Genomic DNA, 24,076 nt, shown 5'->3' on the forward strand with positions numbered 1-24,076 from the left:
CGGGGCTGCCCATGCGCGCTGAGCCAACGCTGCCGCATCATCGCCTGCCGCCCGACAGTCTGACCGAACTGGCCGGTGGCGAGGGGGGCCCGGACACCCTCGGCCTCCTGCTCGGGGCCGAACACAGCCGCCGTCTGCTGCTGTTGCGGATCCTCGACGACGCCACGGACCTCGGTCCCGCCTGGGACCTGCTCATCAAGGCGCAGCGCCGCGCCCCCCACGTCGTCGACGAGCTGCTCATGTATCCGCAGACGGGCATGTGGCTGGCCACCGCGCTGCGCAGGCTGCGCGGGACGTCACCGCAGGACGAGCCACCCCCGTGGGTGGTGCTCGGCCATGTCGCGGCACTCGCCGCCGCGGCAGCGCTACGCGCGGAGCTCGACTTCACCATCGAGGTGCCGGTGCGGCACGGCAGGGTGCCGTTGCCGACGCTCGGCTGTGCGGTACTGCCCGTGGCCGAGCCCTGGACAACGGCCACGGTACGGGCCGAGGCCGGACGCGCCGTGGTCGAAACGTCCGGAGCCACGGTCGTCGTACCGGTCCCTCCCCACTCGGCGGGACCTGGATGGCATCCGGTGCGCCGGCTCTCGGTCGGCCCGGACAAGCTGCAGCTGCAGGTGGCTCTGGACGACGTGGACCCGTACCGGACCTACCCGTGGCCGACCGAGCCGCGCCCGCTGTCCGAGGCGGCCGCGGCGCAGTGGCGGCACGTGCTGGAGCGGGCCTGGGAGGTGCTGCTGCGGGAGCAGCCCGGGACGGCCGAGGCCATGCAACGGGGAGTTCTTTCCCTGAGCCCGACGCCGGCCAGGGAAAGGTTTCGGCCACGCAGCGTGACATCGGGGGACGCCTTCGGCGGCATCGAGGCCTCGGAGCCGGACGACGCCGTACAACTGGCCGTCACCCTCGTACACGAGTTCCAGCACACCAAACTGGGCGGCCTGTTGCATCTGACGCCGCTCCTGACCCACGACGCCGACGAAAGTACTGAGCTGTGGTACGCCCCCTGGCGGGACGATCCCCGGCCTCTCGAAGGGCTGCTCCAGGGCATCTACGCCTTCGCGGGGATCGCCGGCTTCTGGCACGCCCACCGGCGGGCCGCCGGGGCGCAGCAGGCCATGGCACACTTCGAGTTCGCGCTGTGGCGGACACATGTGGCAACGGCGATCGAGCAGATCCACCGCCATCCGCGCTTCACACCACTCGGCGGCGCCCTGCTGGACACCCTGCGCAACCGCTGCGCAGGGTGGCTGGAGGAACCGGTGCCCGAGGAGCAACTGGCCCTGGCCCGCCTGTGCGCCGCCGACCATGTCGCCCGCTGGCGCACCCACCATCTGCGGCCCGCCGCAGCGGCGGTGGAGGAGACGGTACGCGCCTGGCTGGCCGAGGCGGACGGCCCGCCCGCCTCCTTGGCTGCTGAGCCCGAACTCGTCCCCGACCCGTCCGTCCGCTGGCTGGACAGCCTGGCGATGCTCGTCCGCTACCACCTCAGCGGCACGGACGACGGCCGACCGTGGTCCGAAGCGCCCGAGAAGACCATGGCCAGAGTCACCGGAGCCCTCCCGGGCGACGCCCTGCTGGCGGCAGGCGACCCCACGGCAGCCCGGCACGCCTACGTGGCCCACTTGGCAGGGGAGCCCGGCCGGGCAGGAGCCTGGTCGGGCCTGGGCCACGCCCTCAAGGCAACGGCCGACGAACCGGCAGCGGCCCGCCTGCTGTGCCACTGGCCGGAACGGGCACGAGCGGTCCACGAGTCCCTGTTACGGTCAGCCGCCACCCCACCGAACCCCGTACGCCTGGCCACCTGGCTCGCGGTACCGATGGGCACCCGGTAACACCGGGTGCCCCGCACGCCCCGCTCACCTCACAAGGGCATCGGATCGATGTCGCAGTTGGCCCGCTCCATCGCCCGAGTCTGCAACGTGGCCGGGTGAGGTGCAGGCTCGGCAGAGCGAAGCCGAGGTCCGTCCAGCACCCGCTCCATCCTCTCCAGGGTGGCCGCCCGCAGCGCCTCCCCGTCCGTCCTCTGGCCCACGGCGATACGGTCCAGCGAGAGGTTGGCCGCACACACCAGGGTCGTGGGGTGGTCCTCGCCCAGCTGGTCCTGGCACAGCTCCAGTGTCTTCTCACCCAGCTCGCGCGCCTTGTCCTCCAGCCCCAGCGCGCTCAGATCGCTCGCCAGATTGATCGCACAGGCCAGCGCGATCGGATGGCTCTCCCCGAGCCGCCCGGTCAGCGACTCCAGCGCCGTCTCGTCCAGCTGCCTCGCCTCCCGTACCCGTCCCAGCAGCCTCAGCGTCACCGCCAGGTCGATGTCGGCGGCCAGAGCGTGCGGGTGATCGGGCTGGAAAAGCTCACGGAACCGCCCGGACGCCTTCTCGCCCAGGTCACGAGCCCGCTCCAGCTCGCCGTTGTGCCGCAGCGCCACCGACAGGGTGAGGGAGGCCGTCAGGGACTCGGGGTGCGTGTCGCCGTACCGACGGGCGAACTGGTCGAACGCCTCGCGGGCCAGTTCCAGCGCGCCTTCGGGGTCGCCCTCCTTGCGGCATGCCTCACTGAGCTGCCGCACGGTCGCCAGGGTCGCGGGGTTGCCGGCCCCGAAGACCGTACGGAAACCGTCGACGACCGCCTGTTGCAGAGACCGCGCACCGACGTAGTCGCCGGTCTCACGCACGTCGACGGCGATGCTCGCCTCGGTGATCAGCGACTGCTGGTGGTCGCGGCCGAACAGCCGGGCCTTCAGGGCATGCGTGTGCTGGTCCAGTTCCAGCGCGCGCTGGAAATCACCGACCAGCCGCAGGCTCACCCCGAGGTTGTGGGCGGTGACCAGCGTGGTGGGATCGTCCTCGCCGAAGGCACGGCGAGCCCGGTCGTAGGCCGCCTCGTCCAGCTCGGCCCCGGCGGCGAAGTCCCCCTGGACGCGTCGCACGGCGGCTTCCAGGTTCAGGGTCTCCAGCGCGTCCTCGCGGGTGTCCTCCCGGTCCGCGGGCGCGGTGCGGGAGTAGACGTCCTTGAGCTGGGCCACGAGCTGGGAGGCGTCGTCGTAACGGCCCACCTTCAGATAGACGAAACTCAGCCACCACGCCATCAGCCGCGTCTGCTGGTCCTCCTCGCCGAACAGCCGCTGCCAGGTCTGCCAGGCCTGCTCCATGAACTCGCGCGCGACCTTGTGATCCCCCCAGTACCACAGGTACTTGGCGACGTTCATCACAAGCTCGCGCACCCACGGCTGGTCGGACTCGACGGCGCGCGACGCGATGACATGGCCGTACAACTCCGCGTAGCGCGGCCAGTTTGCCGACTGGTTGGGCCCCTTGGGGTCGGAGGCGGCCAGAAGGGTGTGGGCCCCATTGCGCATGCGGTTCTGTTCCTCGGGGGTCATGCGGTTGATCAGCACGGCCTGGACCAGGCGGTGCATCTCGATCGAGTTGGTGCGGTGGTCAATGCGGGCGAGGGAGTAGCGGTTGATCTCCCGTATGGCGCGGGCGAGCCGCATGGGGTCGTTGAGGGCACGATCGAGTTCGGAGTCGATTCTGCTGCCGCCGAGGCCGGAGAAGATCGAACGGGAGATGGGGTCCGGCGCGAAGTAGGAGCAGAGCTGGAGCAGGCGCAGGGCGGCCACGCTGCGCGTCTGCAGGTGATCGAGGGAGACGTTCCACGCGGCCGCGACCGGAAGCTGGTAGTCCGGGGGCGGGGAGACCTCGAGGAGTTCACTGCGCTTGTCCTCGAACAGGCGCAGGTACTCCGACACCGGCATCCCGGTCTCCGCGCGCCATGCGGCGGCCTGTTCCAGGGCGAGCGGGAGGTCACCGAGGGCCTCGGCGAGGCGGTCCGCCTCGGCGTCGTCGAGGTCCCCGGGGGACCCCGAGCGGCGCAGCAGCTCCTTGCTTTCCTCCCGGGTGAAGACGTCGACCTCCAGGGAGGGGCCGACGACGCTCCAGCGCCGGTTGCGCGAGGTGACGAGGATGGTGCCGCTGCCACCGGTGGGGAAGTAGTCACGGACGCGCTCGGGGCTGTCGGCGTTGTCGAAGATCAGCAGCCAGCGGGAGTACGGCCGCCCCTCGCGCAGCGCCTCACGCACCGCGGGACCGGCGATGTTGGCCTCGGGGCTGGTGCCGAGGCCGAGCCGCTGGGCGAGTTCCACCAGGGACTGGCCGATCTGGCCGGGGCGCTCGGCGGGGATCCACCAGACGACGTCGTACTCGGACTGATGCCGGTAGGCGTACTCGATCGCCATCTGGGTCTTGCCGACACCGCCCATGCCATGGATGGCCTCGGGCAGCACGGTGGTCGTGCCTTCCTGAAGGCGCTCCCGCAGTCGTTCCAGAAGGTCCACGCGGCCGGTGAAGTTCGGATTGCGCGGGGGGATGTTCCCCCAGATGCGCGGCTGCGTCGAGCGCGCGCGCTCCACCGCGGGCTGCTGCGTGGTCGCCATGGTCGTGGCTCCTTCTGAAGTTGTCTCGGGCCCCCTCGGGGCGTGTGCGGCATCCCGGTGGACCCGGGTGGCGGGGTCCTGGTGCCGCGTGTGGGTACGTGTGTCCTTGCCCAGGTTGACCGTGTTCTGCCGGTCGTACGCGCGCAGCGCCCGCGCGAGACGCTCGGCCTGGGGCAGGAAGCGTCCGGACAGGGCGCGCAGCGCGGCCAGTTCGATGCGCAGGAACGCCACGTTCCGGGGGGTCACGGGCGACAGGCCGGTCGTCTCGACAAGTTCGTCCGCGGCGGGCAGCAACGGTTCGGAGCCCTCCGGGACCGCCATCAGCACCCGTACGTCGTGCAGCACGCGGATGGTGTCCCGGCGGCGGGCCAGCGCCAGTAACTCCTGGCGGATGTTCGGGCCGAAGGTGAAGACCACGTCGGCCGCGCGCTCGGCGTCCGCACCCGCGGGCCGCACCAGACCGCTCATCAGCAGCTCGGTGAGGTGGGCGGGCCCGGCACCCGGCACCGAGGCCGTCAGGGCGCTCATGACGGGCAGCGTCAGAGGAGCCGCCGCGAGGCGGGTCGCGAGCGCGAACGCGGTGGGCGAGGCGGCGGCCCGGAACTCCGACACGCGCTCCCACGGGGGTACGGCGCTGGCGGGGTCGGGCACGTCGTCGACCCAGGGCACGGCACGCGCGGCGTCCGGCCGCCGCTTCCAGTCGCGGGCCCGCACGCCCGACATCTCCACGCCCTCGGAGGCCCGGCCCGTCACCAGGTCGACCCAGCCGGTGAGGGAGTGGCCGGTCTGCTCCAGGACCGGGACGGGCACCACGCCGGCCCGTGCCGCCGTGGTGTCGTCCACAGGTTCGAGGGGTGAGGTGCGCAGCTCCCAACCCAGAGAGTCGTTGGGCGCCCAGGGGCGCCCGGAGCTCAGGCGCATGCGGTAGACGTCCAGGCCGGTACGGAACCAGAGCCGTTGGGGCAGCAGATGCAGGACCGCGAGCGGCTCGGAGCGGCCCAGTTCGCGCAGCAGCGGCAGCACCGCGTCCGAACGCCAGCCCGCGGCCAGCCCGTCGGTCAGCACCAGCACCACCCGGTGTTCGCCCACGGGCGGGGGAAGGTGCTCCAGCCGGATCCGGCCCGGCTCGGTGTCGTCCGAACTCAGCAGCCGTAAGCGGGTGATCGGGCCCAGTGACTCCTGGCGGCCGAGTTCGTCGGCCAGTCGGGTGACCGTCTCGTCCCAGACCCGCATGGTCACGTAGTCGTCGACCACGAGCAGTACGTCCGGGCGATCCGCGGAAGAAGCCTGCCCGAGGCCACGCAGGGCGCGCGACAGCACACCGAGTGACGCATCGTCAGACGGTGATGCCGATGGTGGTCGTGGACCGTCGTCACACTGCATAAGCGCCCTCAGAACGTCCGGTCATGCCCGACGACGGAGGGAGCACCGAGGAGGAGTCCCGCAGTCTGCGGGCATGCGTGACATCCACGTGCCAAGCCTGGCAGTGGTCTGCTTGCGGTGCAACATGGCAGGCCACAGGAGACGGCAGAAGGGTCCGAAAGTCAATCGCCGGATGGTACTTGCCCCCTGTGGACAGCCGGTGGCTCTGTCTCGTCAATAGCGTGACAGTCGGCGATGGCGTGTGCAAGACCATGGGGTATCCGCCTCCGCCCGCCGGTCGGAGGCCCGTCCCGGGCCGTCGGGGCATGACGGCCTACACCGGTCCGGGCGGACTCGGCTTGCGCTCGGGGTCGTCGAGCAGAATGGCCAGATGGCGACCCACGTGCCCGTCCCAGGCACCGGGGCCGAGGGCCAGCGCGTCCTTGCGCCACTCCCCGACCCGTTCCGCCAGGCTGCCCAGCCCCCGGTCCTGCAGAATCTCGCCGATGGCGTCCTGGAACTTCGGGTCCGCGCAGTCGCTGCGGTGCCAGATCATCGCGGGCACCCCGGCCCGCAGGCCGGCGAGGATCTCGCGGCGGCCGGTGCCCGAGTCGTCACCGGGGGGCTGACTGAGCACCAGGCACACCGCGTGCCGGTCCTCCTTCAGCTCACGCTCCAGGTGGAAGAAGTACGCCTCGTCCTCCGCCGGGCTGCTCCAGTGCGAGTGACTGTCCGCCGGACGCTCCCGCAACTGCCGCCACTTGTGGTGCCAGGGCCGGTGCCAGGCGGCCCGCTGCAGGCGCTCGATGCTGCGCACGACCACCGGATAGTCCATGACCAGCGGGGTCGGGGCCTCGGAGCCGGACTCCTTCGACCACCACTCCACCGGCTCGTTGAGCAGTTCCCAGGGCAGGATGAACTCGAGGATCACCGGCTGCCGCAGGTCGGCCCACTTCTCCTCGGCCTCCTCGATCAGCCGCTCCACCGCGCCCGGGAGTTCCTCCCGGCCCAGGTGGACCGTCTCGCCGCGCACGGGGTGCCAGCCCTCGGAGTCGGACTGGCGCCAGTGCGAGAGGTGGTACCGGTCCGTCTCGATCCGGTCCGGCTCGAACTGGATCATCAGATACGCGGGGACGAGGGAGGGCGCGGGCTGTGGAAAGTCCGAGTGCTGCCAGTCCGAGAGCAGTCCCTCCATGCCCAGAGAGAGGGCCTGGGTGCGGTTGAAGCGGCGCAGCACCTCGGCGGCGTCCGCCTGGCCGTCCTCCATCAGCCGGTCGGCCGACAGCGCCAGGAAGGCCATGCTGGGCGGGAGTTCACCCGCCGGGGAGTTCTCGCCCGCCAGCCGCAGGAAGACCTGCCACCCCGTCTGGCACCACCCGGGCAGCTCCTGGACGCGGGACCGGCTCGCGCGGCGCGCCATGACGGCCAGGTCCGTGGAGCCCATCGCCAGCAGGACGGGCCGCAGGTGAGCGAGATCGGCGTTGTTGAAGAAGTCGACGGCCTCCCACTCGTCCACGAGCGGCCACAGCTCGGCGACCGTCGCCGACTGCTGTTCCACGTACTCCAGCGACCGCACCAGGCAGGCCAGGCCGTCACCGACGGCCGTGCACTCCTTCACCACCTGTAACAGCCACGGCCGCAGCCGATCACCGCCGAAGGGTTCCACGGGCGTGGCCAGTTCACCGGCCAGCAGATCCCGCCAGACCTCGCGGCTGCTCCCCTGGCTCACCGTGGCCGACCCCTGCAACGCGTCCACGATGGAGACAATGAGCTCGTTGCGGACCCGATCCGGACTGCGCCCTCTCACCCCGTTACCTCCACACAGCTGGCGCGGCACCCTGATGGTGCCCAACAGGGTAAGGCCGTAAAGCGGGGCATGGCACGGAAAACCACGGGCCTCATCGCGGGATGCCCGTGTTGTTTGCGCTGTTGGAGCCCCCTGTCGGATTCGAACCGACGACCTTCGCTTTACAAGAGCGGCGCTCTGACCAGCTGAGCTAAGGAGGCCTGCACGCGTGTGCCCGTGCAGTGTACCCAGGTCCCAGCCGGGCCCTCTCGAAAATTTCCGCGAAGTTCACAGCCCCCTGGCTACTGACAGATCAGGTGAACGCCAGGTACCGTCCTGAGCCAGTTCACTCTCGTGGACTACACCACCGCGAAGGCTTCGCGGTGGACACCACCTTTACAACGGATCGTCCGGCACGTTCCTGCCGGTGAAGGGGGCCCCTCACCATGGCCACTGTCTCGTTCGACAAGGCAACCCGGATCTACCCGGGTTCCGAGAAGCCCGCCGTCGATGCTCTGGAGATCGACATCGAGGACGGCGAGTTCCTCGTCCTCGTCGGCCCCTCCGGCTGCGGCAAGTCCACCTCGCTCCGCATGCTCGCGGGGCTCGAGGACGTGAACGCAGGCGCCATCCGCATCGGTGACCGCGACGTCACGCACCTGCCGCCCAAGGACCGGGACATCGCGATGGTGTTCCAGAACTACGCGCTCTACCCGCACATGACGGTCGCCGACAACATGGGCTTCGCGCTCAAGATCGCCGGTGTCCCGAAGGCCGAGATCCGCCAGAAGGTCGAGGACGCGGCGAAGATCCTCGACCTCACGGACTACCTCGCCCGCAAGCCGAAGGCCCTCTCCGGCGGTCAGCGCCAGCGTGTCGCGATGGGCCGCGCCATCGTGCGTGAGCCCCAGGTCTTCCTCATGGACGAGCCGCTGTCGAACCTCGACGCCAAGCTCCGCGTCTCGACCCGTACGCAGATCGCCTCGCTGCAGCGCCGCCTCGGCATCACCACCGTCTACGTCACCCACGACCAGGTCGAGGCCATGACCATGGGTGACCGTGTGGCCGTGCTCAAGGACGGTCTGCTCCAGCAGGTCGACTCGCCGCGCAACATGTACGACCGCCCCGCGAACCTCTTCGTCGCCGGGTTCATCGGCTCCCCCGCCATGAACCTCGTCGAGGTCCCGATCACGGACGGCGGCGTGAAGTTCGGCAACTCCGTCGTGCCGGTGAACCGCGAGGCCCTGAAGGCCGCCGCGGACAAGGGCGACCGCACCGTCACGGTCGGCGTCCGCCCGGAGCACTTCGACATCGTCGAGCACAACGGCGAAGCCGCCAGGTCGCTGTCCAAGGACACCGCGGACGCCCCGGCCGGCCTCGCCGTCTCGGTGAACGTCGTCGAGGAGCTCGGCGCCGACGGTTACGTCTACGGCAGCGCCAAGGTCGACGACAAGCTCACGGACCTGGTCGTCCGCGTCAGCGGCCGCGCGGTCCCGGACAAGGGCGCCACGCTGCACGTCGTGCCGCGACCGGGCGAGACCCACGTGTTCTCGAGCTCCACGGGCGAGCGCCTCTCCGACTGATCGCCCCGATCGCCCTGATCACCGCGAAAAGCAAGTCGGGGGACGGAAACCGCGCCGCGGTCGAATTCACCCAAGTTGACGAAGAGAGCCCCACAGCAGGCTGTGGGGCTCTCTTCGTTGTCGACAAATACCCCGGCAAGCCGGTCATTTCGATCCCTGTACGTCAACTCGCCACCCAGCGAAAGCCGGTCCCTTATCCCCCGAACTGATTACTAAATGTCGCCAAATCATCACCCCGCGCTACCCTCACTCGCGTGAAGCACTCCACCACTAACCAACGGACCCGGCGTGGCCGTGGCCCCGCGCGCCGGATCGGTCGCACCCTCGCCCTCGTTCTGCCTGTCGTCCTGGTGCTCTCCGGGACTCTGGCGGTCACCCGAGTCAACTGGTCGGGGAACTCCTCGGACTCGGTGCTCACCGCCTCCTCCTCGGACGTCTCCTCGCGTGCCGTCTCCCGTGCGCCGCAGGACGTGCTGCGCGACCGGCTCCTGCTGGAGCTCCAGGAGAAGAACCCGGGCGTCGCCCTCACCCACCTCCAGGAGGCCGTGAACGGCCGCCCGTCGCTCGCCAAGCACTGCGTCTCCATCGCCCGCGCCCTCGGCCGCGCCGCGGTCCGCGCGTACGGCCCGACGCGCGCCCAGGCGTTCGCGCGCCCGGTCTGCGACACGTCCTTCGCATCGGGGGTCGCGGCCACGCATCTCTGAGCCACACCGGTCCCACCCGTTCTGTCAGGTAACAGCTGTTTAAGGGAACCGTTGCCGACAGAAGCCGTGAGCGGGGCGCCACGTACAGTTCGGGCATGACCCATCCGAACGCCGCGTCACGCCCCGTTCAAGCCGTTGTCCTGGCCGGTGGTCAGGGCTCCCGACTGCGTCCCTACACCGACGACCGGCCCAAGCCGATGGTCGAGATCCCCGGCACCGGGACCCCGATCATCGGTCACCAGCTGACCTGGCTCGCCGAGGAGGGCGTCACCGACGTCGTCGTCTCCTGCGGCCACCTCGCCGAGGTCCTCCAGAAGTGGCTGGACTCGGCCGACCTCCCGGTCAACATCACGACGGTCGTCGAGACGGAACCGCTCGGCCGGGGCGGCGGCCTGAAGTACGCCGCCGCGCACCTCCCCCACCCTGACAAGCCCTGGTACGCGACGAACGGCGACATCTGGACCCGTTTCTCGCTGCGCGACATGGCGGACTTCCACACCGAGCGCGACGCCGTCGCGACCCTCGCCCTCGCCCGCCCGCGCATCCCGTGGGGCGCCGTCAAGACCGACGGCTTCGGACGCGTCACGGACTTCATCGAGTCCCCGCCGACCACGTACGAGATCAACGCGGGCGTCTACGTCTTCTCCGCCGAGTTCGCCGACCTGCTCCCCGAGCGCGGCGACCACGAGCGCACCACGTTCCCGCACCTGGCCCGCGAACGCCGCCTGGCCGGCTTCCCGCTCCCGCAGGGCGCCTACTGGCGCGCCATCGACACCGCGAAGGACCTCACGGAGGCGGCGAAGGAACTCGCGGCCCTGGGACGCTGAGAGCCCCTTCCCGGAGGCACGAGGGGCTGAGAGCCCCTTCCCGGCAGCACGAGGGCTGAGAGCCCCTTCCGGCAGTACGAGGACGGGCCCCGCACATCTGATGTGCGGGGCCCGTCCTCGTATCGCCAGGGGGCGTTACGCGTTACCCGAGGAGACCGCCGACCAGCTTGTCCGAGCCGCCGGAGGTGCCACCACCGCCACCACCGCCGCTCGAACCGCCGGAGGAGGTGCCGCCTCCCGAGCCGCTGCCACCGGTGCTGGAGCTGCCACCGCTGGACGTCGGGCCCGCGCTGGTGCTCGGGGCCTGGTGGACCGGCGAGGACCGCTGCGGCGGGGCCTGGCCGGTGCCCTGGGTCTGGCTGGGGCCGCTGGTGACCGTGCCACCCGTCTCACGGACCGCGGCGCTCGGCGTGGTGGCCGCGCCCGACGGCGAGGAGGAGCTGCCGTGGGTGGGCGCCTTGGCCGAGGCCGAGGGAGTGGTCGTCTTGTGCTGGGGCGTGCCGGGCTCCTCGGGAAGCGGGGAACCGGGCAGTTCGTTGCGCGGAGCCTCGCCCGGTCCCGGCACGACCACCCGGTCGGCGTCACGGACGGCGCCGCCGAGGAGCGAGCCGATGAGGAGCGTGAGGCCGACGACGATGGCCGAGACGAGCGCGCCGCGGCGCAGCACCCGGTACCGCAGGTCCCAGATGTCGGCGCGGGGCCCGAGCGTGCGCCAGGCCTCGCTCGCGAGGCGTCCGTCGACGGAGTAGACGGGCGCGCCCGCGATGATCAGCGGCGACCAGGCGGCGAGGTAGATGATGTCCGGCGCGTCGTACGCGGGGACCGTCTTCCAGCTGACGGTGACGATGAGCGCGGCCGACAGCATCGCGCCGACCACGGCGGCGACCCGCTGCCACAGCCCGAGCACCGTGAGGACGCCCACGATGACCTGGAGGAAGGCGATGACGAGTCCGGAGCCGACGGGGTGCTGGAGCGCGAACTGACGCAGCGGCTCGGCGACGTCCCAAGGGTGAAGCGTGTTCAGCCACTTGACCATGGAGCCGCGCTTGCCGCCGTCGAAGTAGACGGGGTCGCAGAGCTTGCCCATGCCGGCGTAGATGGAGATGAAGCCGAGGAAGACGCGGAGCGGGAGCAGCACCACGCCGAGGTTCATCCGGCGCCCGGGGTAGTAGGCGTGCCGGACCGGGTCCGAGCCGTGCCGCCTGGCCGGCGTGCCGCCGCCGTAGCCGCCGTCGGGGTCCTCCGCCGTGAACTGCCCGCCCGTGTAGCGCGGTTCGTCGTACGCGCTGTCCACGCTGCGCATGTTCGGCAGCAGCCGGGTCCCCGCGGAGTCGTGGTCGTGGCCGCGCTGGCTGCCGACGAGGGGCGTCTCGGCCGTGTGGACGGTCAAGTCGCCCGCGTAGCCCTGGTGTTCGTCGAGGCGGGGGATGACCTGGGTGGCGCCGGCGTCGCCCGTCGGGTCCGCGACGCCGTGGCGCACGCTGGTGCTGCGCACGGCCTGCAGGAGGCGGTGGGCGCCGGTGTCGTCGGGGTCGGACCGCCCGCTCCAGACGACGGGTGCGCGGCGGCGGGCCCCGGCTGCCGGGCCGCCCGCTCTGCCCGCCGTACCGACGACGGGGATCCGCGCGGCGTCGTCGGCGCTCAAGTGCCGTGCGACGCGCGAGGATGGGGTCCGCGTCGCGCCGCCTAGCTGCACGCGGAAGCTCGCATGATTGACGATGACCTGCGCCGGATCGCTCGGCACCTTCACCATGCTCAGCGCGGGAGCGTCGTCGAATCCCGACGAGCGGTCCCCCGTGGGTGTGCGGGGTGTTCTGGTGTCCACACTCATCTAACCGAGTGATGTGTGTTTAGGACACTGCTTTGACTGTGCCGATCTGTCCGGACCGCGTCAAGGTCATCCCGAACATTCCGATTGCCCCACGGGGGTGACTCACTCAGACGTCCACTCAAACGCCTGTTCAGATATCCGTTCGGACGTCTGTTCAGACGCGTCGGCGCGAGGCCTCGTACAGCACGACTCCCGCCGCGACACCGGCGTTCAGCGACTCGGTGCCGCCCGGCATCGGAATCCGCACCCGGAAGTCGCAGGTCTCGCCGACGAGTCGGGACAGTCCCTTGCCCTCGCTGCCGACGACGATGACGACGGGACCGCCGAGGGCCTCCAGATCACCGACCTCGACCTCGCCGTCCGCGGCGAGTCCGACCACGACGAGACCGGCCTTCTTGTACGACTCAAGGGCACGCGTCAGATTGGCGGCGCGGGCGACGGGCGTACGGGCGGCGGCACCGGCCGACGTCTTCCAGGCACCGGCGGTCATGCCGGCCGCGCGCCGCTCGGGCACGACGACGCCGTGGCCGCCGAAGGCCGAGACGGAACGGACGACGGCACCCAGGTTCCGGGGGTCGGTCACGCCGTCGAGGGCGACGATCAGCGGGTCCCGGCCCTCGTCGTACGCGGCGGCCGCGAGGTCCTCGGGGTGCGCGTACTCGTACGGGGGGACCTGGAGGACCAGACCCTGGTGGTTGAGCCCGTTGGTCATGCGGTCGAGCTCGGGGCGCGGGGCCTCCATGAGGTGGATGCCGCCGCGCTCACCGGCGAGCTGGAGCGCCTCGCGCACCCGCTCGTCGTTGTCGATGAACTGCTGCACGTACAGCATCGAGGCGGGCACGCCCTCGCGCAGCGCCTCCACGACCGAGTTGCGCCCGACGACCATCTCGGACGTGCCCTTGCCACCGCGCCCGCGCGGGGCGGCGGGACGGCGTGCGATCTGCTTCGCCTTGGCGCCCGCGATGCGGTTCTTCTTGTGCCCCTTGCGCATCTCGGCGGGCGGGGTGGGGCCCTTGCCTTCCAGGCCCCGGCGTCGCTGGCCGCCACTGCCGACCTGCGCGCCCTTCTTGCCGGACATGCGGCGGTTGTTAGCGGCCATGACCTACCTGTCTGTGTGAGGCGAGCGTGCGTACGTTCTTGAAGTGTCGTATATGCAGTGTGCCGCCCGGAGGCCCGGGCGGCACAATCGATCAAGACCGAGAGGCCCCGAGAAGGTCCCGAGGGGGGCCCGAGGGGCCGCTCAGCGGGGGCCGAGCGTCCAGCGCGGTCCCTGCGGGCCGTCCTCGATCACCAGACCGGACTGGTTGAGCTGGTCGCGGATGGCGTCCGCGGTGGCCCAGTCCTTGCGGGTGCGGGCGGCCTCGCGCTGGTCGAGGACCATCCGGACCAGGGTGTCGACGACGCCGTGCAGATCCTCGCCGCGGTCGCCCTCGCCGGCCCACTGCTCGTCGAGCGGGTCGAGTCCGAGGACGCCGAGCATGGCCCGCACCTCGGCGAGGCGGGCGACGGCGGCTTCCTTGTCGTCGGCGGCCAGGGCCGAGTTCCCCTGTCGCACGGTCGTGTGCACGATGGCGAGCGCCTGCGGGACGCCCAGGTCGTCGTCCATCGCCTCGGCGAAGGCGGGCGGCACCTCGGCGGCGGGCTCGACGACGCCCCCCGCCTTCTCGACGACCCGCTGCACGAAGCCCTCGATGCGCGCGAACGCCGATTCGGCCTCGCGCAGGGCCTCTTCGCTGTACTCGATCATCGAGCGGTAGTGCGGGGTGCCGAGGTAGTAGCGCAGCACGATCGGACGCCACGTCTTGACCATCTCGGAGACGAGTACGGAGTTGCCCAGGGACTTGGACATCTTCTCGCCGCTCATGGTGACCCAGGCGTTGTGCACCCAGTACATGGCGAACTCGTCGCCGAAGGCCTTGGCCTGCGCGATCTCGTTCTCGTGGTGCGGGAAGATCAGGTCGATCCCGCCGCCGTGGATGTCGAACGCGGGGCCCAGGTACTTGTGGGCCATGGCGGAGCACTCCAGGTGCCAGCCGGGGCGGCCCCGTCCCCACGGCGTCTCCCAGCTCGGCTCGCCCGGCTTCGCGGACTTCCACATGGCGAAGTCGCGCGGGTCCCGCTTGCCGGTCTCTCCGACGCCGGACGGCTGCTGGAGGTTGTCCAGCTCCTGGTTGGACAGCTGGAGGTACCCGGGGAAGGACCGCACGTCGAAGTAGACGTTCCCGTCCACCTCGTAGGCGTGCCCGCGCTCGATGAGCCCGCGCATCATCTCCACCATCTCGGTGATGTGCCCGGTGGCCCGCGGCTCGTAGGTGGGCGGCAGGCAGCCGAGCACGGCGTACCCGTCGTTGAACGCGCGCTCGTTCTCGTACCCGATCGACCACCAAGGGCGGCCCTGGTCCGCCGACTTGGTGATGATCTTGTCGTCGATGTCGGTCACGTTGCGGATGAACGTGACGTCGTACCCGCGGTACTCGAACCAGCGGCGCATGATGTCGAAGTTGAGGCCCGAGCGGATGTGCCCGATGTGCGGTGCGGCCTGCACGGTGGCGCCACACAGGTAGATCGAGACACAACCCGGCTTGAGCGGGGAGAAGTCACGGATCTGCCGGGTGCTGGTGTCGTGCAGGCGAATGGTCACCACTCCAGGGTAGTGGGCCACGGGGAGTGCCCCGCGACCTTCCCTCGCAAGGAGGACTTATTCGTGACATCTGCGGGCGGCCATCGCCCTCTCGACACCATCGGCACCCGGGGCGGGGCCGGCGCGCGTCACGGCGTGCGGGCCACCAGGGCGGTGGCGATCGCCATCAGGCCCTCGTCGCGGCCCGGGAATCCGAGGCCGTCCGTCGTGGCTCCGGAGACCGACACCGGTGCACCGACCGCCTCGGAGAGGATCTTCTGCGCCTCGTCCCGTCGCCTCCCGATCTTCGGGCGGGGCCCGACGACCTGGACGGCGACGTTGCCGATGGTGAAGCCCGCCGCGCGGACGATCCGCGCGGCCTCCGTCAGCAGCGTGACCCCGGACGCGCCGGACCACTCGGGCCGCCCGGTCCCGAAGTGGGCGCCGAGGTCACCGATCCCCGCCGCCGAGAACAGCGCGTTGCAGGCGGCGTGCGCGACGACGTCGGCGTCGGAGTGCCCCGCGAGCCCCGGCCCCTCGCCCTCCCAGAGCAGCCCGGCGCACCACAGCTCCCGCCCCTCTTCGAAGGCGTGGATGTCGGTACCGATGCCGACCTGCGGCAGCGCCACGGGCACCGGCGCGGGTGACTCAGAAGCCATCGTTGGCCCTCCTGCGCGCGAGGACCGCCTCCGCGAGGACGAGGTCCAGGGGACGCGTCACCTTGAACGCCTCCTCGTGCCCCGGCACGACCACCACTCGCTCCCCGAGCTGCTCGACCATGCTCGCGTCGTCGGTCACGTTGTCGGTGACGGTCTCGTGGGCGCGGACGAGGGTGGCGCGGTCGAAACCCTGCGGCGTCTGCACGGCCCGCAGCCGCGCCCGCTCGGGCGTGGCGACGACGGGCTCCGGCATCCCCGGCTCGCTCGCCGGCTCGACCTGCTTGACGGTGTCCGCGAGCGGCAGCGCGGGGACGACGGCGGGCGCGCCGTCGCGTACGGCCTCGATGACGGCGTCGACCGTGTCCACCGGCACGAGCGGGCGGGCCGCGTCGTGCACGAGGACGATGTCGATGCCGGGGGGCAGCGCGTCGAGCCCGTACTTCACGGACTCCTGACGGCTGTCGCCGCCGGGGACCACGAGGAAGTCGGTTCGCTCGGGCAGCGCGTGTGTGTCGAGCAGCGCCTTCACCTCGGCGGCACCGTCGGGCGGGGCCACGACGACGACCAGCGACACCGCGCGGGAGGCGGCCATGGCGAGCACCGCGTGGATGAGCATGGGGGTGCCGTTCAGCGTGCGAAGCGCCTTGGGGGCGCCCGGACCGAGGCGCACGCCCCGTCCGGCGGCCGGAATCACGGCCGCCGTGCGGCCTCCGGACAGCGAGGAGCGCGAATCGTCAGACATCGGTTCCTGTCAGGTTTGTGTACTCGGCGTGCTTGGGTATGGCCTGGGCGTGCCCCTTGCTCGAGCGAAGCCGAGAGCTCGGGGCAGTGCCGGGCGCGAGCCCTGACCGGACCCTTCCGTGACATCCGGTCGAGCAAGCTGTCCGGGCCCGGCACGCCAAGTATCGGGGACGCGGGTATCGACGCGGCATCGGGGACGCAAGCGCATGGGACACAGGTGTATTCCATGGGACGCAGGTGTATTCGGGGCCACGCGTTTCCGAAATCGCGCGGGTACGAACATGCCGCAGCGCCCGGCGACAGCCATCGTGTGGAGCGACAGCAATTACGTCATCGGGCACCGCGGCATTTCATTGCGCAGCTGTGCGGCCTTGTGTGGACGCCGGGACGACCGCCGGGTGAACGGCCACCGTCTCGACTGCCTGCGTCAGGACGCGAGAACCTCGTCGAGCAGGGCCTCGGCCTTGTCCTCGTTCGTGTTCTCCGCGAGGGCGAGCTCACTCACCAGGATCTGGCGGGCCTTGGCGAGCATGCGCTTCTCTCCGGCGGAGAGTCCGCGTTCGCGCTCACGACGCCACAGGTCACGCACGACTTCCGCGACCTTGATGACATCGCCGGAGGCGAGCTTCTCCAGATTTGCCTTGTAACGACGAGACCAGTTCGTGGGCTCCTCGGCGTACGGCGCGCGCAGCACCTCGAAGACCCGGTCCAGCCCATCCTGACCGACCACATCACGCACGCCGACGAACTCCGCATTGTCCGCTGGCACACGCACCGTCAGGTCGCCCTGGGCGACCTTCAGCACCAAGTAGGTCTTGTCCACGCCTTTGATCTGGCGAGTTTCGATGGCCTCGATCAGCGCGGCCCCGTGATGGGGATAGACCACGGTGTCGCCAACCTTGAACGTCATGTGACAGGTACCCCTTCCGTGGCTATCCAGGGTAACACGGAAACGGCGTCTTCTGAATGGCGTTTTCGCAGGTCAGGGCATATCTCGGGGCTTGACAACCGCGACAGGAACGTGCTGCGAAGGGGGAGCGGAAGAGGGTATTCGCAGGTGGGAGCGGCTGTCCAGGGCAAGAGAAACGCGTACGTTACACACACCGGACGTTCCTGACCAGGGTCTGAACATCCCGGTTTGTCCCGCTCCAGGAGCTCGACTTCCGCTACTCCGTTCGGTGAGCGGAGTCGGGTACGAGACGAATCCGGAATTGATCACGGACCGCGCCGATCTACCGATGATCAATTTTCCGGACCGCCGCGGATTCCTTACCGGAAAACCCCAAGCGGATCTCGTCACTACTCTCGCGGCAACACGTACAGCCACTTATGTGAATGGCGGACGAACGGAAGCTCAAAGTAGCTGATGAGGCGGACCGGAACCACTCGAGGACCGGGGCGCACGGGCGGCGCAACGGGGCTCGCGGGCGTCAAGGGGCGGGTCGGGTGCGGCGGCGTCGGAACGGCTCGGTAACCTAAGGCCGCTGACAGACCCTTAGGGCGGCTTTACACCGGAGCCGCTCTGCTTCGCCCACGTTCAAGGAGTTGCCGCCGCCGTGAGCAGCAGCCTTCGACGCGGCGCCCTCGCCGCCGCCGCCATTGCGTTCTCGATCGCCTCGCTCGCCGCATGCGGCGCCGGCAACAACGCACAGACGCTGGAGGTCAAGCCGGACAACGCGGCGACCAGCGTCGGCGACATCAAGATCCAGAACGCCCTCGTCATCACCCAGCCCGACACGACGTCCACGGGCCCGGCGGTGGTCTCCGCGACCGTCTTCAACAACGGCCGCACCCCGCAGACCCTCGACTCGGTCAAGATCGGCGGCGACGGCGTCGCCCAGATCACGCCCGCCAAGGGCGGCGGCAAGCTGATCATCCCCGCCGGCGGCCACGTCATCCTGGGCGGCGAGGGCAACGCCTCCGCGGCCCTGAGCAACCCCGGCGCGGCCGTCAAGGACGGCAACGCCCAGCCGATCACCTTCACCTTCAGCAAGACCGGTGACGTGAAGCTGCGCGCGTTCGTCGTCCCGGCCGAGAGCTACTTCACCAAGTGGGGACCGACCACCATCCCCGCGGCGCCCGGCCCGACGGCCACCGGCTCCGCGACCTCCTCGAAGTCGCCGAAGACTTCGAAGTCGCCGAAGACCTCGACCTCACCGTCCGGCTCCGTCTCGGGCACGCCCACCGACGCGGCCTCCGCGAGCGCGACGGCCTCCTCGTCGGCCGGCCACTGATCCAGCACGCACGCAGGGCGGCACCCCGAAGGGTGCCGCCCTGTGTCGTACGTGCCGGCCTGTGTCGTACGGGTGGGTCGCGTCGTACGTGCCGCCGTGAGACGGGTTCGGTTTACGGCTCGAACTTGTAGCCGAGGCCACGCACCGTGACCAGGTACCGCGGCGCGCCCGGGTCCGGCTCGATCTTGGCGCGCAGACGCTTCACGTGGACGTCCAGCGTCTTGGTGTCGCCCACGTAGTCGGCCCCCCACACCCGGTCGATGAGCTGCATACGGGTCAGCACGCGGCCCGCGTTCCTGAGCAGCATCTCCAGGAGGTCGAACTCCTTCAGGGGCAGGTCGACCTTGGAGCCGGAGACGGTCACCACGTGGCGGTCGACGTCCATCCGGACGGGACCCGCCTCGAGAGCGGCCGGGGTGACCTCCTCCGGCTCCCCGCGACGACGCAGGACGGCCCGGATACGGGCGACCAGTTCGCGGGAGGAGAAGGGCTTGGTGACGTAGTCGTCGGCTCCTATTTCCAGCCCGACGACCTTGTCGATCTCGCTGTCCTTGGCGGTGACCATGATCACCGGGACGTTGGAGCGGCCGCGCAGCTGGCGGCACACCTCCGTGCCGGGCAGGCCCGGAAGCATCAGGTCGAGGAGGACGAGGTCGGCGCCGTTGCGCTCGAACTCGTCGAGTCCGTCGGGCCCGGTGGTCGCGATGGCGACCTCGAAGCCCTCCTTGCGGAGCATGTACGACAGGGCGTCGGAGAAGGACTCCTCGTCCTCGACGACGAGCACACGGGTCACGGAAGGACCTCCGGAGCGGGAAGCGGTTCATACGGGGATGTGACGGTGGTCGTCCCGTCGGGCTGCCCGTTCTCGTCCTCATCGTCGAGTCCGGGCATGTCGTGGTCGATCCCGCGGTCGCGGGCCGCGGCCGCCTCAGGCAGCCGCAGGGTGAACGTGGAGCCCTGACCCTCGGAGCTCCACACGGTGACCTCCCCGCCGTGCGAGGCGGCCACGTGCTTGACGATCGCGAGACCGAGACCCGTGCCGCCGGTCTGACGGGAACGGGCCGGGTCGACGCGGTAGAAGCGCTCGAAGACGCGCTCCCGGTCCTTCTCCGAGATGCCGATGCCCTGGTCGGTCACGGCGATCTCGATGAGGTCTCCGCCGGGCGCGGTCACCCGGCGCGCGGCTATGCCCACCCGGGTGCGGGCGGGCGAGTAGTTGACGGCGTTCTCGACGAGGTTGCCGAGGGCGGCGGCCAGCTGGCCCCGGTTCCCCCAGATGCTCAGGTCGGCGGTGCCGCCGGCGGCCATGGTGATCTGCTTGGTGCCGGCCTGGTGGCGGCACCGGTCGATGGCCTCGGCGACCAGCTCGTCCACGCGGACCGGCTCGGCGTCCTCGAGGGGATCGTCGTTCTGCACCCTCGACAGGTCGATGAGCTCCTGGACGAGGTTGGTGAGCCGGGTGGCCTCTATCTGCATACGTCCGGCGAAGCGCTCGACGGCCTCCGGATCGTCCGAGGCGTCCATGACGGCCTCGGACAGGAGGGAGAGCGCGCCGACGGGCGTCTTGAGCTCGTGGCTGACGTTCGCGACGAAGTCGCGCCGTACCGCTTCGATCCGCCGGGCCTCGGTGAGGTCCTCGACGAGGAGCAGCACGAGCCGGGAGCCCAGCGGGGCGACTCTCGCGGAGACGGCCAGGGCCTCCCCCCGTCCGGTCCCCCGCCTCGGCAGATCCAGCTCGACCTGGCGTATTTCCCCGTCGCGACGGGTGTCGCGGGCCATCTGCATCATCGGCTCGACGGCGAGCTTGCCGCCGCGCACCAGCCCGAGGGCGTACGCGGCCGAGCTGGCCTTGACCACGGCGTCGGCCTCGTCGAGGACGACGGCCGAGGACCGGAGCACGGAGAGCACCGTGTCGACGCCCGGCGGAAGCACCGGGTCCGTGTGCAGGGATGTGCGGGTGGGGCGTTTCTGGTCGCGCTCGCTCCAGCGGAACGCCAGCATGGCGATGACACCGGTGAGCACTCCGGCGATCGCTGCCGCTGCGGCGACCGCCGCGTTCACGTCCATGCCCCCAGGTTAGGCATGTCGTCACGCCAGGCCACAGCCATCGGAGTGCGACCTCGAACACTCGTCGCCCAGAGTTCACCCAGGAGCCAGGGATGGTTCATTTGGGGTGACGGAAACGGACGCGTACGGGCCGGAACGTGGGAGCGTGGGGTTCACGGGGCCCGTCCGGCGGTCCGTCCGGCGGTCAGGGCAGTCCGACCCCGGGCCCCAAGGTGACGTAAGAGAGGGACAAACCAAATGCGTGACGCGTACCACGAGGAACTTGACTCGATCGGCGACGGCCTGGTCGACATGGCCCGGCTCGTCGGATCGGCGATCGGACGCGCCACGACGGCCATCCTCGACGCCGATCTGAAGCTCGCCGAGAGCGTGATCGCGGCCGACCAGAAGGTCGACGATCTCCAGCACGAGCTCGAAGCCCGCGCGATAGCCCTGCTGGCCCGCCAGCAGCCGGTGGCGACGGACCTGCGTATCGTCGTCACCTCGCTCCGCATGTCCGCCGACCTGGAGCGCTCCGGCGACCTGGCCCAGCACGTGGCGAAGCTGGCCCGGCTGCGCTTCCCCGAGCGTGCGATCCCGCACGACCTGCACGCCACGATCCTGGAGATGGGCCAGCTCGCGCAGCGCCTGATGGCGAAGGCGGCCGAGGTGATCATCACGAAGGACGTCGACCTGGCGCTCCAGCTGGAGCAGGACGACGACGAGATGGACCTGCTGCACCGCACGCTCTTCCAGCACCTGCTGGACGACCGCTGGAAGCACGGCATCGAGACCGCCGTCGACGTCACCCTGCTGGGCCGTTACTACGAGCGCTTCGCCGACCACGCGGTGTCGGTGGCCAAGCGCGTGGTGTACCTGGTGACGGGTGAGCACGCGGACGAGCTCCAGCCCGACATTCAGCCGGTCACGGGGGCCGAGGGCGTCTGAGGTCCGGGAGCGCCCGGGGCTGCCGTCTCACTCCGGGGGCGCGGGCGAGCCTCAGTGCGCCGTTGATGCGCCCAGGGGAGCGGGCATGCAATGGGGGCAGGCACTCGCGCCTACGCCCAGGCGTTCAGGCGTAGGCACCCGGCCTCGATGCCTCATTGAGGCCTCATTGAGGAGGACACCATGGCCGATTCTCCCGCCACGCCCGACCCGACCCTGGACCGCGACACCGACCAGCCCGCCGACATCAAAAGTCTCCCCCTGTTCGGCGCCTGCGGCTGCGGCTCCGGCTGCGGGTGCGGCTGCCAGTCGGGCAACCCGTGCCAGTGCGGCTGATCACGTAGCCCCATCCAGAGGGGCCCCGTCACCACGACGGGGCCCCTTCTGCATGCGGTCACCGGACCGGAGGCCCCGCCAGGACCCATGGCACCGGGTCGCAAGGGATCACGGCACGACGTACCGGGGCGGCTTCGCCGACGGCCGACCTGTTTCCCGGCCCTGCCCTGGACGCCCGGCATGTTCGCCGTCACGGGGGGTTGGCCGCCATACGGCAGGCACCGGTCGCGGCGCCGCCCGGCGTGCCGGCCTGGGTCAGGGCGCTCACACAACCCCGCAGGTCGCCGTGCACACCTTGGGTGCACGCCGATGTGACGGCGTCCGAGACTTCGACGCCCGTTTGACGGACCATGTTCGTGCAGGCCGGGATGTCCGCGTGGGCGGCGGGGGCGGCGAAGACCGCGCCGCCGAGTGTGAGGGTCAGACCGGTGAGGACACCGGCGATACGGGCCGCCGTGTGCATGGGAGGCACCTGCTCTCCGGGGTTGGTCGGGGATTCGCGGATTCAAGGCGCCGGGCAGCGGAGGCGCCCGGTGTACGGCTGTGACCTCGGGCCCCGCACCCGGCGGCTCGACAGGATTGCCCCTCCTCTGTTCGACGCTAGAACAACCCCCCGCCGCGCGCACTGCGGCCCGACGGCGGGACCCTCCTGACCGGCGCATTCCGCTCACGGTGGTCGCCTGCCTTGCCCTCGCGGGTCTGGCCCTGGCATTCGTCCGGGGATGGGAGAGCAGCCCGCTCATCACCGGGGGCGCAGGTGGCGCCTTGCTGGTCTTCCTCGGCCATGGCGGCTGGGAACCGATCCGTCCCGCCAGGCCAGGGAGGCGCGGGAGTGATGGTCCGCACTCGTACGTGGTTGTCCGCTACGTGTGGGCGTTGTCACGCAGTCGGACACTCACGCCTCAAACAGGGGTACGGGGGCACCCTTCGCGGCACCTCCGGCAATGCCGTGATGGCGACGAGGGTTGCGGTCGCGGTGCCGAAGGATTGCGGTGATGCTGTCAGGGGGAGCGTGGCCGGCCTCGCACGGGCAGTGTGCGTCGGTGACCGCGCTGTACAGGAAGGGTGCTGCCATGACAGCGGTGCCGGACAGAACACGGAGAGGCCCCGGAAAGCCCGGCGGCGGCGAAACGATCAATGACGCCTCCTCGTTCGCCGGGATCATGATGCTGCTCAGCGGGCCCCTCAGCATTCTCATGGGCGCGTCCGGCATCGCACAGGACACCCTGTTCTCCGCGTCCCGGTACGCCTACCGGTTCGACCTGACCGCTTGGGGCTGGATCCACCTCGTGATCGGAGTGGCACTGGTCATCACGGGCCTGGGAGTCCTGACAGACAAGAGCTGGGGGCGCGGGGCCGGTGTAGTGGTGGCAGGGATCAGCCTGATCACCCAGTTCATGTTCGTTCCGTACTACCCGTTGTGGGCCATCCCTGCGATGACACTCGACCTCCTGATCCTGTTTGCGCTGACGAGGGTCCATATCGAGACCAGGGGCGGCCGGTGAATCCGGTACTTCATCCTCCGCCGCAGCACAGCAGCCCACAGCAACCCACCACTCTCCCCAGCTCCCATCCTCGACTCATGGCCTGCGGCTCTGTCCACGCGTGGGCGTGCATCGGCGCAGCGCGGGCGGAGCGGGCCGGAGCCGGGAGCGCGCCCGGCGGAGCGGAGCGCAGCCGGGGCGTGAGGGCACGGCCGGAGCCGGAATTCCTCAAGGCCTGACGGCCCGGTCAAGCAGCAGACGGCCCAAGGCCACCGAAAAGCCCCCAACGGAGAATCCGCAGGTAGGGGGCTTGATCAAGTCAGGTTGCTTCTTCTTGCCCTGGGTCTTGTCGGGGATCTTGGTGAGCTGGGGCTTCGCTGGTCAGGGCCCTAGTCTGCCCCTTCACAGAGGTCGTCATTGGTCGTCGTTGGCCGCCGCCGATCGGCCTCGGACGGCCCAGGGACGGCCCAGCCGTGGCCCACCTGA

At 70.4% G+C, this 24,076-nt stretch carries 19 protein-coding genes and 1 tRNA gene; 8 read left to right on the forward strand and 12 right to left on the reverse strand.

What is annotated here, in order from left to right:
• Window positions 1-11 precede the first annotated feature (11 nt).
• A complete protein-coding gene (locus tag AAFF41_RS22945; protein WP_343324557.1) occupies window positions 12-1,832 on the forward strand; it encodes an aKG-HExxH-type peptide beta-hydroxylase in 1,821 nt (606 codons plus the stop codon).
• 29 nt (window positions 1,833-1,861) lie between these two features.
• Here AAFF41_RS22945 and fxsT read toward each other — a convergent pair whose 3' ends face one another.
• From fxsT to AAFF41_RS22960, 3 genes are all read right to left on the reverse strand, one after another.
• On the reverse strand, window positions 1,862-5,752 hold the full coding sequence (gene fxsT / locus AAFF41_RS22950) for an FxSxx-COOH system tetratricopeptide repeat protein (protein ID WP_319748702.1): 3,891 nt from the start codon (window positions 5,750-5,752) through the stop codon (window positions 1,862-1,864).
• A gap of 376 nt (window positions 5,753-6,128) precedes the next feature.
• Window positions 6,129-7,550, reverse strand: coding sequence for a VMAP-C domain-containing protein (locus AAFF41_RS22955; RefSeq protein ID WP_319748701.1), 1,422 nt, complete (start codon window positions 7,548-7,550; stop codon window positions 6,129-6,131).
• Window positions 7,551-7,724: 174 nt separating this feature from the next.
• Window positions 7,725-7,801 (reverse strand) — tRNA-Thr (locus AAFF41_RS22960).
• A 225-nt stretch (window positions 7,802-8,026) separates the two neighbouring features.
• Between AAFF41_RS22960 and AAFF41_RS22965 the strand changes: the two genes are divergently transcribed.
• From AAFF41_RS22965 to AAFF41_RS22975, 3 genes are all read left to right on the forward strand, one after another.
• Window positions 8,027-9,163, forward strand: coding sequence for an ABC transporter ATP-binding protein (locus tag AAFF41_RS22965; protein ID WP_319748681.1), 1,137 nt, complete (start codon window positions 8,027-8,029; stop codon window positions 9,161-9,163).
• Window positions 9,164-9,417: 254 nt separating this feature from the next.
• Entirely contained in the window at window positions 9,418-9,867 is a 450-nt protein-coding gene (locus tag AAFF41_RS22970; RefSeq protein WP_054232443.1) for a hypothetical protein, read from the forward strand.
• A 95-nt stretch (window positions 9,868-9,962) separates the two neighbouring features.
• Window positions 9,963-10,694: a nucleotidyltransferase family protein gene (locus AAFF41_RS22975; RefSeq protein WP_054232442.1), complete on the forward strand. Its 732-nt coding sequence runs from the start codon at window positions 9,963-9,965 to the stop codon at window positions 10,692-10,694.
• Between the two features lie 142 nt (window positions 10,695-10,836).
• Here AAFF41_RS22975 and AAFF41_RS22980 read toward each other — a convergent pair whose 3' ends face one another.
• From AAFF41_RS22980 to AAFF41_RS23005, 6 genes are all read right to left on the reverse strand, one after another.
• The gene (locus AAFF41_RS22980; protein WP_343324558.1) at window positions 10,837-12,525 is read right to left on the reverse strand and encodes a DoxX family protein; all 1,689 of its coding nucleotides are present in this window, start codon (window positions 12,523-12,525) and stop codon (window positions 10,837-10,839) included.
• 154 nt (window positions 12,526-12,679) lie between these two features.
• Window positions 12,680-13,624 carry a 23S rRNA (guanosine(2251)-2'-O)-methyltransferase RlmB gene (rlmB, locus tag AAFF41_RS22985; protein WP_319748679.1) on the reverse strand — a complete coding sequence of 315 codons (945 nt, stop codon included), beginning with the start codon at window positions 13,622-13,624 and terminating at the stop codon, window positions 12,680-12,682.
• 141 nt (window positions 13,625-13,765) lie between these two features.
• Window positions 13,766-15,166, reverse strand: a complete 1,401-nt coding sequence (cysS, locus tag AAFF41_RS22990; RefSeq protein WP_343324559.1) for a cysteine--tRNA ligase — start codon at window positions 15,164-15,166, stop codon at window positions 13,766-13,768.
• Window positions 15,167-15,294: 128 nt separating this feature from the next.
• The gene (ispF, locus tag AAFF41_RS22995) at window positions 15,295-15,804 is read right to left on the reverse strand and encodes a 2-C-methyl-D-erythritol 2,4-cyclodiphosphate synthase (RefSeq protein WP_343324560.1); all 510 of its coding nucleotides are present in this window, start codon (window positions 15,802-15,804) and stop codon (window positions 15,295-15,297) included.
• Window positions 15,794-16,546 (reverse strand): 2-C-methyl-D-erythritol 4-phosphate cytidylyltransferase, encoded by a 753-nt coding sequence (gene ispD / locus AAFF41_RS23000; protein WP_319748676.1) that lies wholly within the window; start codon window positions 16,544-16,546, stop codon window positions 15,794-15,796. The genes ispF and ispD overlap by 11 nt, the downstream gene beginning before the upstream one ends.
• A gap of 426 nt (window positions 16,547-16,972) precedes the next feature.
• Window positions 16,973-17,455: a CarD family transcriptional regulator gene (locus AAFF41_RS23005; RefSeq protein ID WP_003953493.1), complete on the reverse strand. Its 483-nt coding sequence runs from the start codon at window positions 17,453-17,455 to the stop codon at window positions 16,973-16,975.
• Window positions 17,456-18,101: 646 nt separating this feature from the next.
• On the opposite strand from AAFF41_RS23005, the gene AAFF41_RS23010 reads away from it, so the two are divergent.
• Window positions 18,102-18,779, forward strand: a complete 678-nt coding sequence (locus AAFF41_RS23010; RefSeq protein WP_319748675.1) for a copper chaperone PCu(A)C domain-containing protein — start codon at window positions 18,102-18,104, stop codon at window positions 18,777-18,779.
• Window positions 18,780-18,891: 112 nt separating this feature from the next.
• Here the strand turns inward: AAFF41_RS23010 and phoP are convergent, their stop codons facing one another.
• Both phoP and phoR read right to left on the reverse strand, forming a co-directional pair.
• On the reverse strand, window positions 18,892-19,563 hold the full coding sequence (gene phoP, locus AAFF41_RS23015; protein ID WP_010985401.1) for a two-component system response regulator PhoP: 672 nt from the start codon (window positions 19,561-19,563) through the stop codon (window positions 18,892-18,894).
• A 5-nt stretch (window positions 19,564-19,568) separates the two neighbouring features.
• A complete protein-coding gene (gene phoR, locus AAFF41_RS23020; protein ID WP_054232435.1) occupies window positions 19,569-20,846 on the reverse strand; it encodes a two-component system sensor histidine kinase PhoR in 1,278 nt (425 codons plus the stop codon).
• A gap of 237 nt (window positions 20,847-21,083) precedes the next feature.
• Here phoR and phoU point away from each other — a divergent pair, with 237 nt between their 5' ends.
• A complete protein-coding gene (gene phoU, locus AAFF41_RS23025; RefSeq protein ID WP_054232434.1) occupies window positions 21,084-21,773 on the forward strand; it encodes a phosphate signaling complex protein PhoU in 690 nt (229 codons plus the stop codon).
• Window positions 21,774-21,953: 180 nt separating this feature from the next.
• Entirely contained in the window at window positions 21,954-22,106 is a 153-nt protein-coding gene (locus tag AAFF41_RS23030) for a hypothetical protein (RefSeq protein ID WP_167552125.1), read from the forward strand.
• A gap of 190 nt (window positions 22,107-22,296) precedes the next feature.
• Here AAFF41_RS23030 and AAFF41_RS23035 read toward each other — a convergent pair whose 3' ends face one another.
• Window positions 22,297-22,569 (reverse strand): hypothetical protein, encoded by a 273-nt coding sequence (locus AAFF41_RS23035; protein WP_319748674.1) that lies wholly within the window; start codon window positions 22,567-22,569, stop codon window positions 22,297-22,299.
• A 610-nt stretch (window positions 22,570-23,179) separates the two neighbouring features.
• On the opposite strand from AAFF41_RS23035, the gene AAFF41_RS23040 reads away from it, so the two are divergent.
• Window positions 23,180-23,611 (forward strand): DUF7144 family membrane protein, encoded by a 432-nt coding sequence (locus AAFF41_RS23040; RefSeq protein WP_343324561.1) that lies wholly within the window; start codon window positions 23,180-23,182, stop codon window positions 23,609-23,611.
• Window positions 23,612-24,076 lie beyond the last annotated feature (465 nt).

The sequence above is a fragment of the Streptomyces mirabilis genome (assembly GCF_039503195.1).
GTDB classification, from domain to species: Bacteria; Actinomycetota; Actinomycetes; order Streptomycetales; family Streptomycetaceae; genus Streptomyces; species Streptomyces mirabilis_D.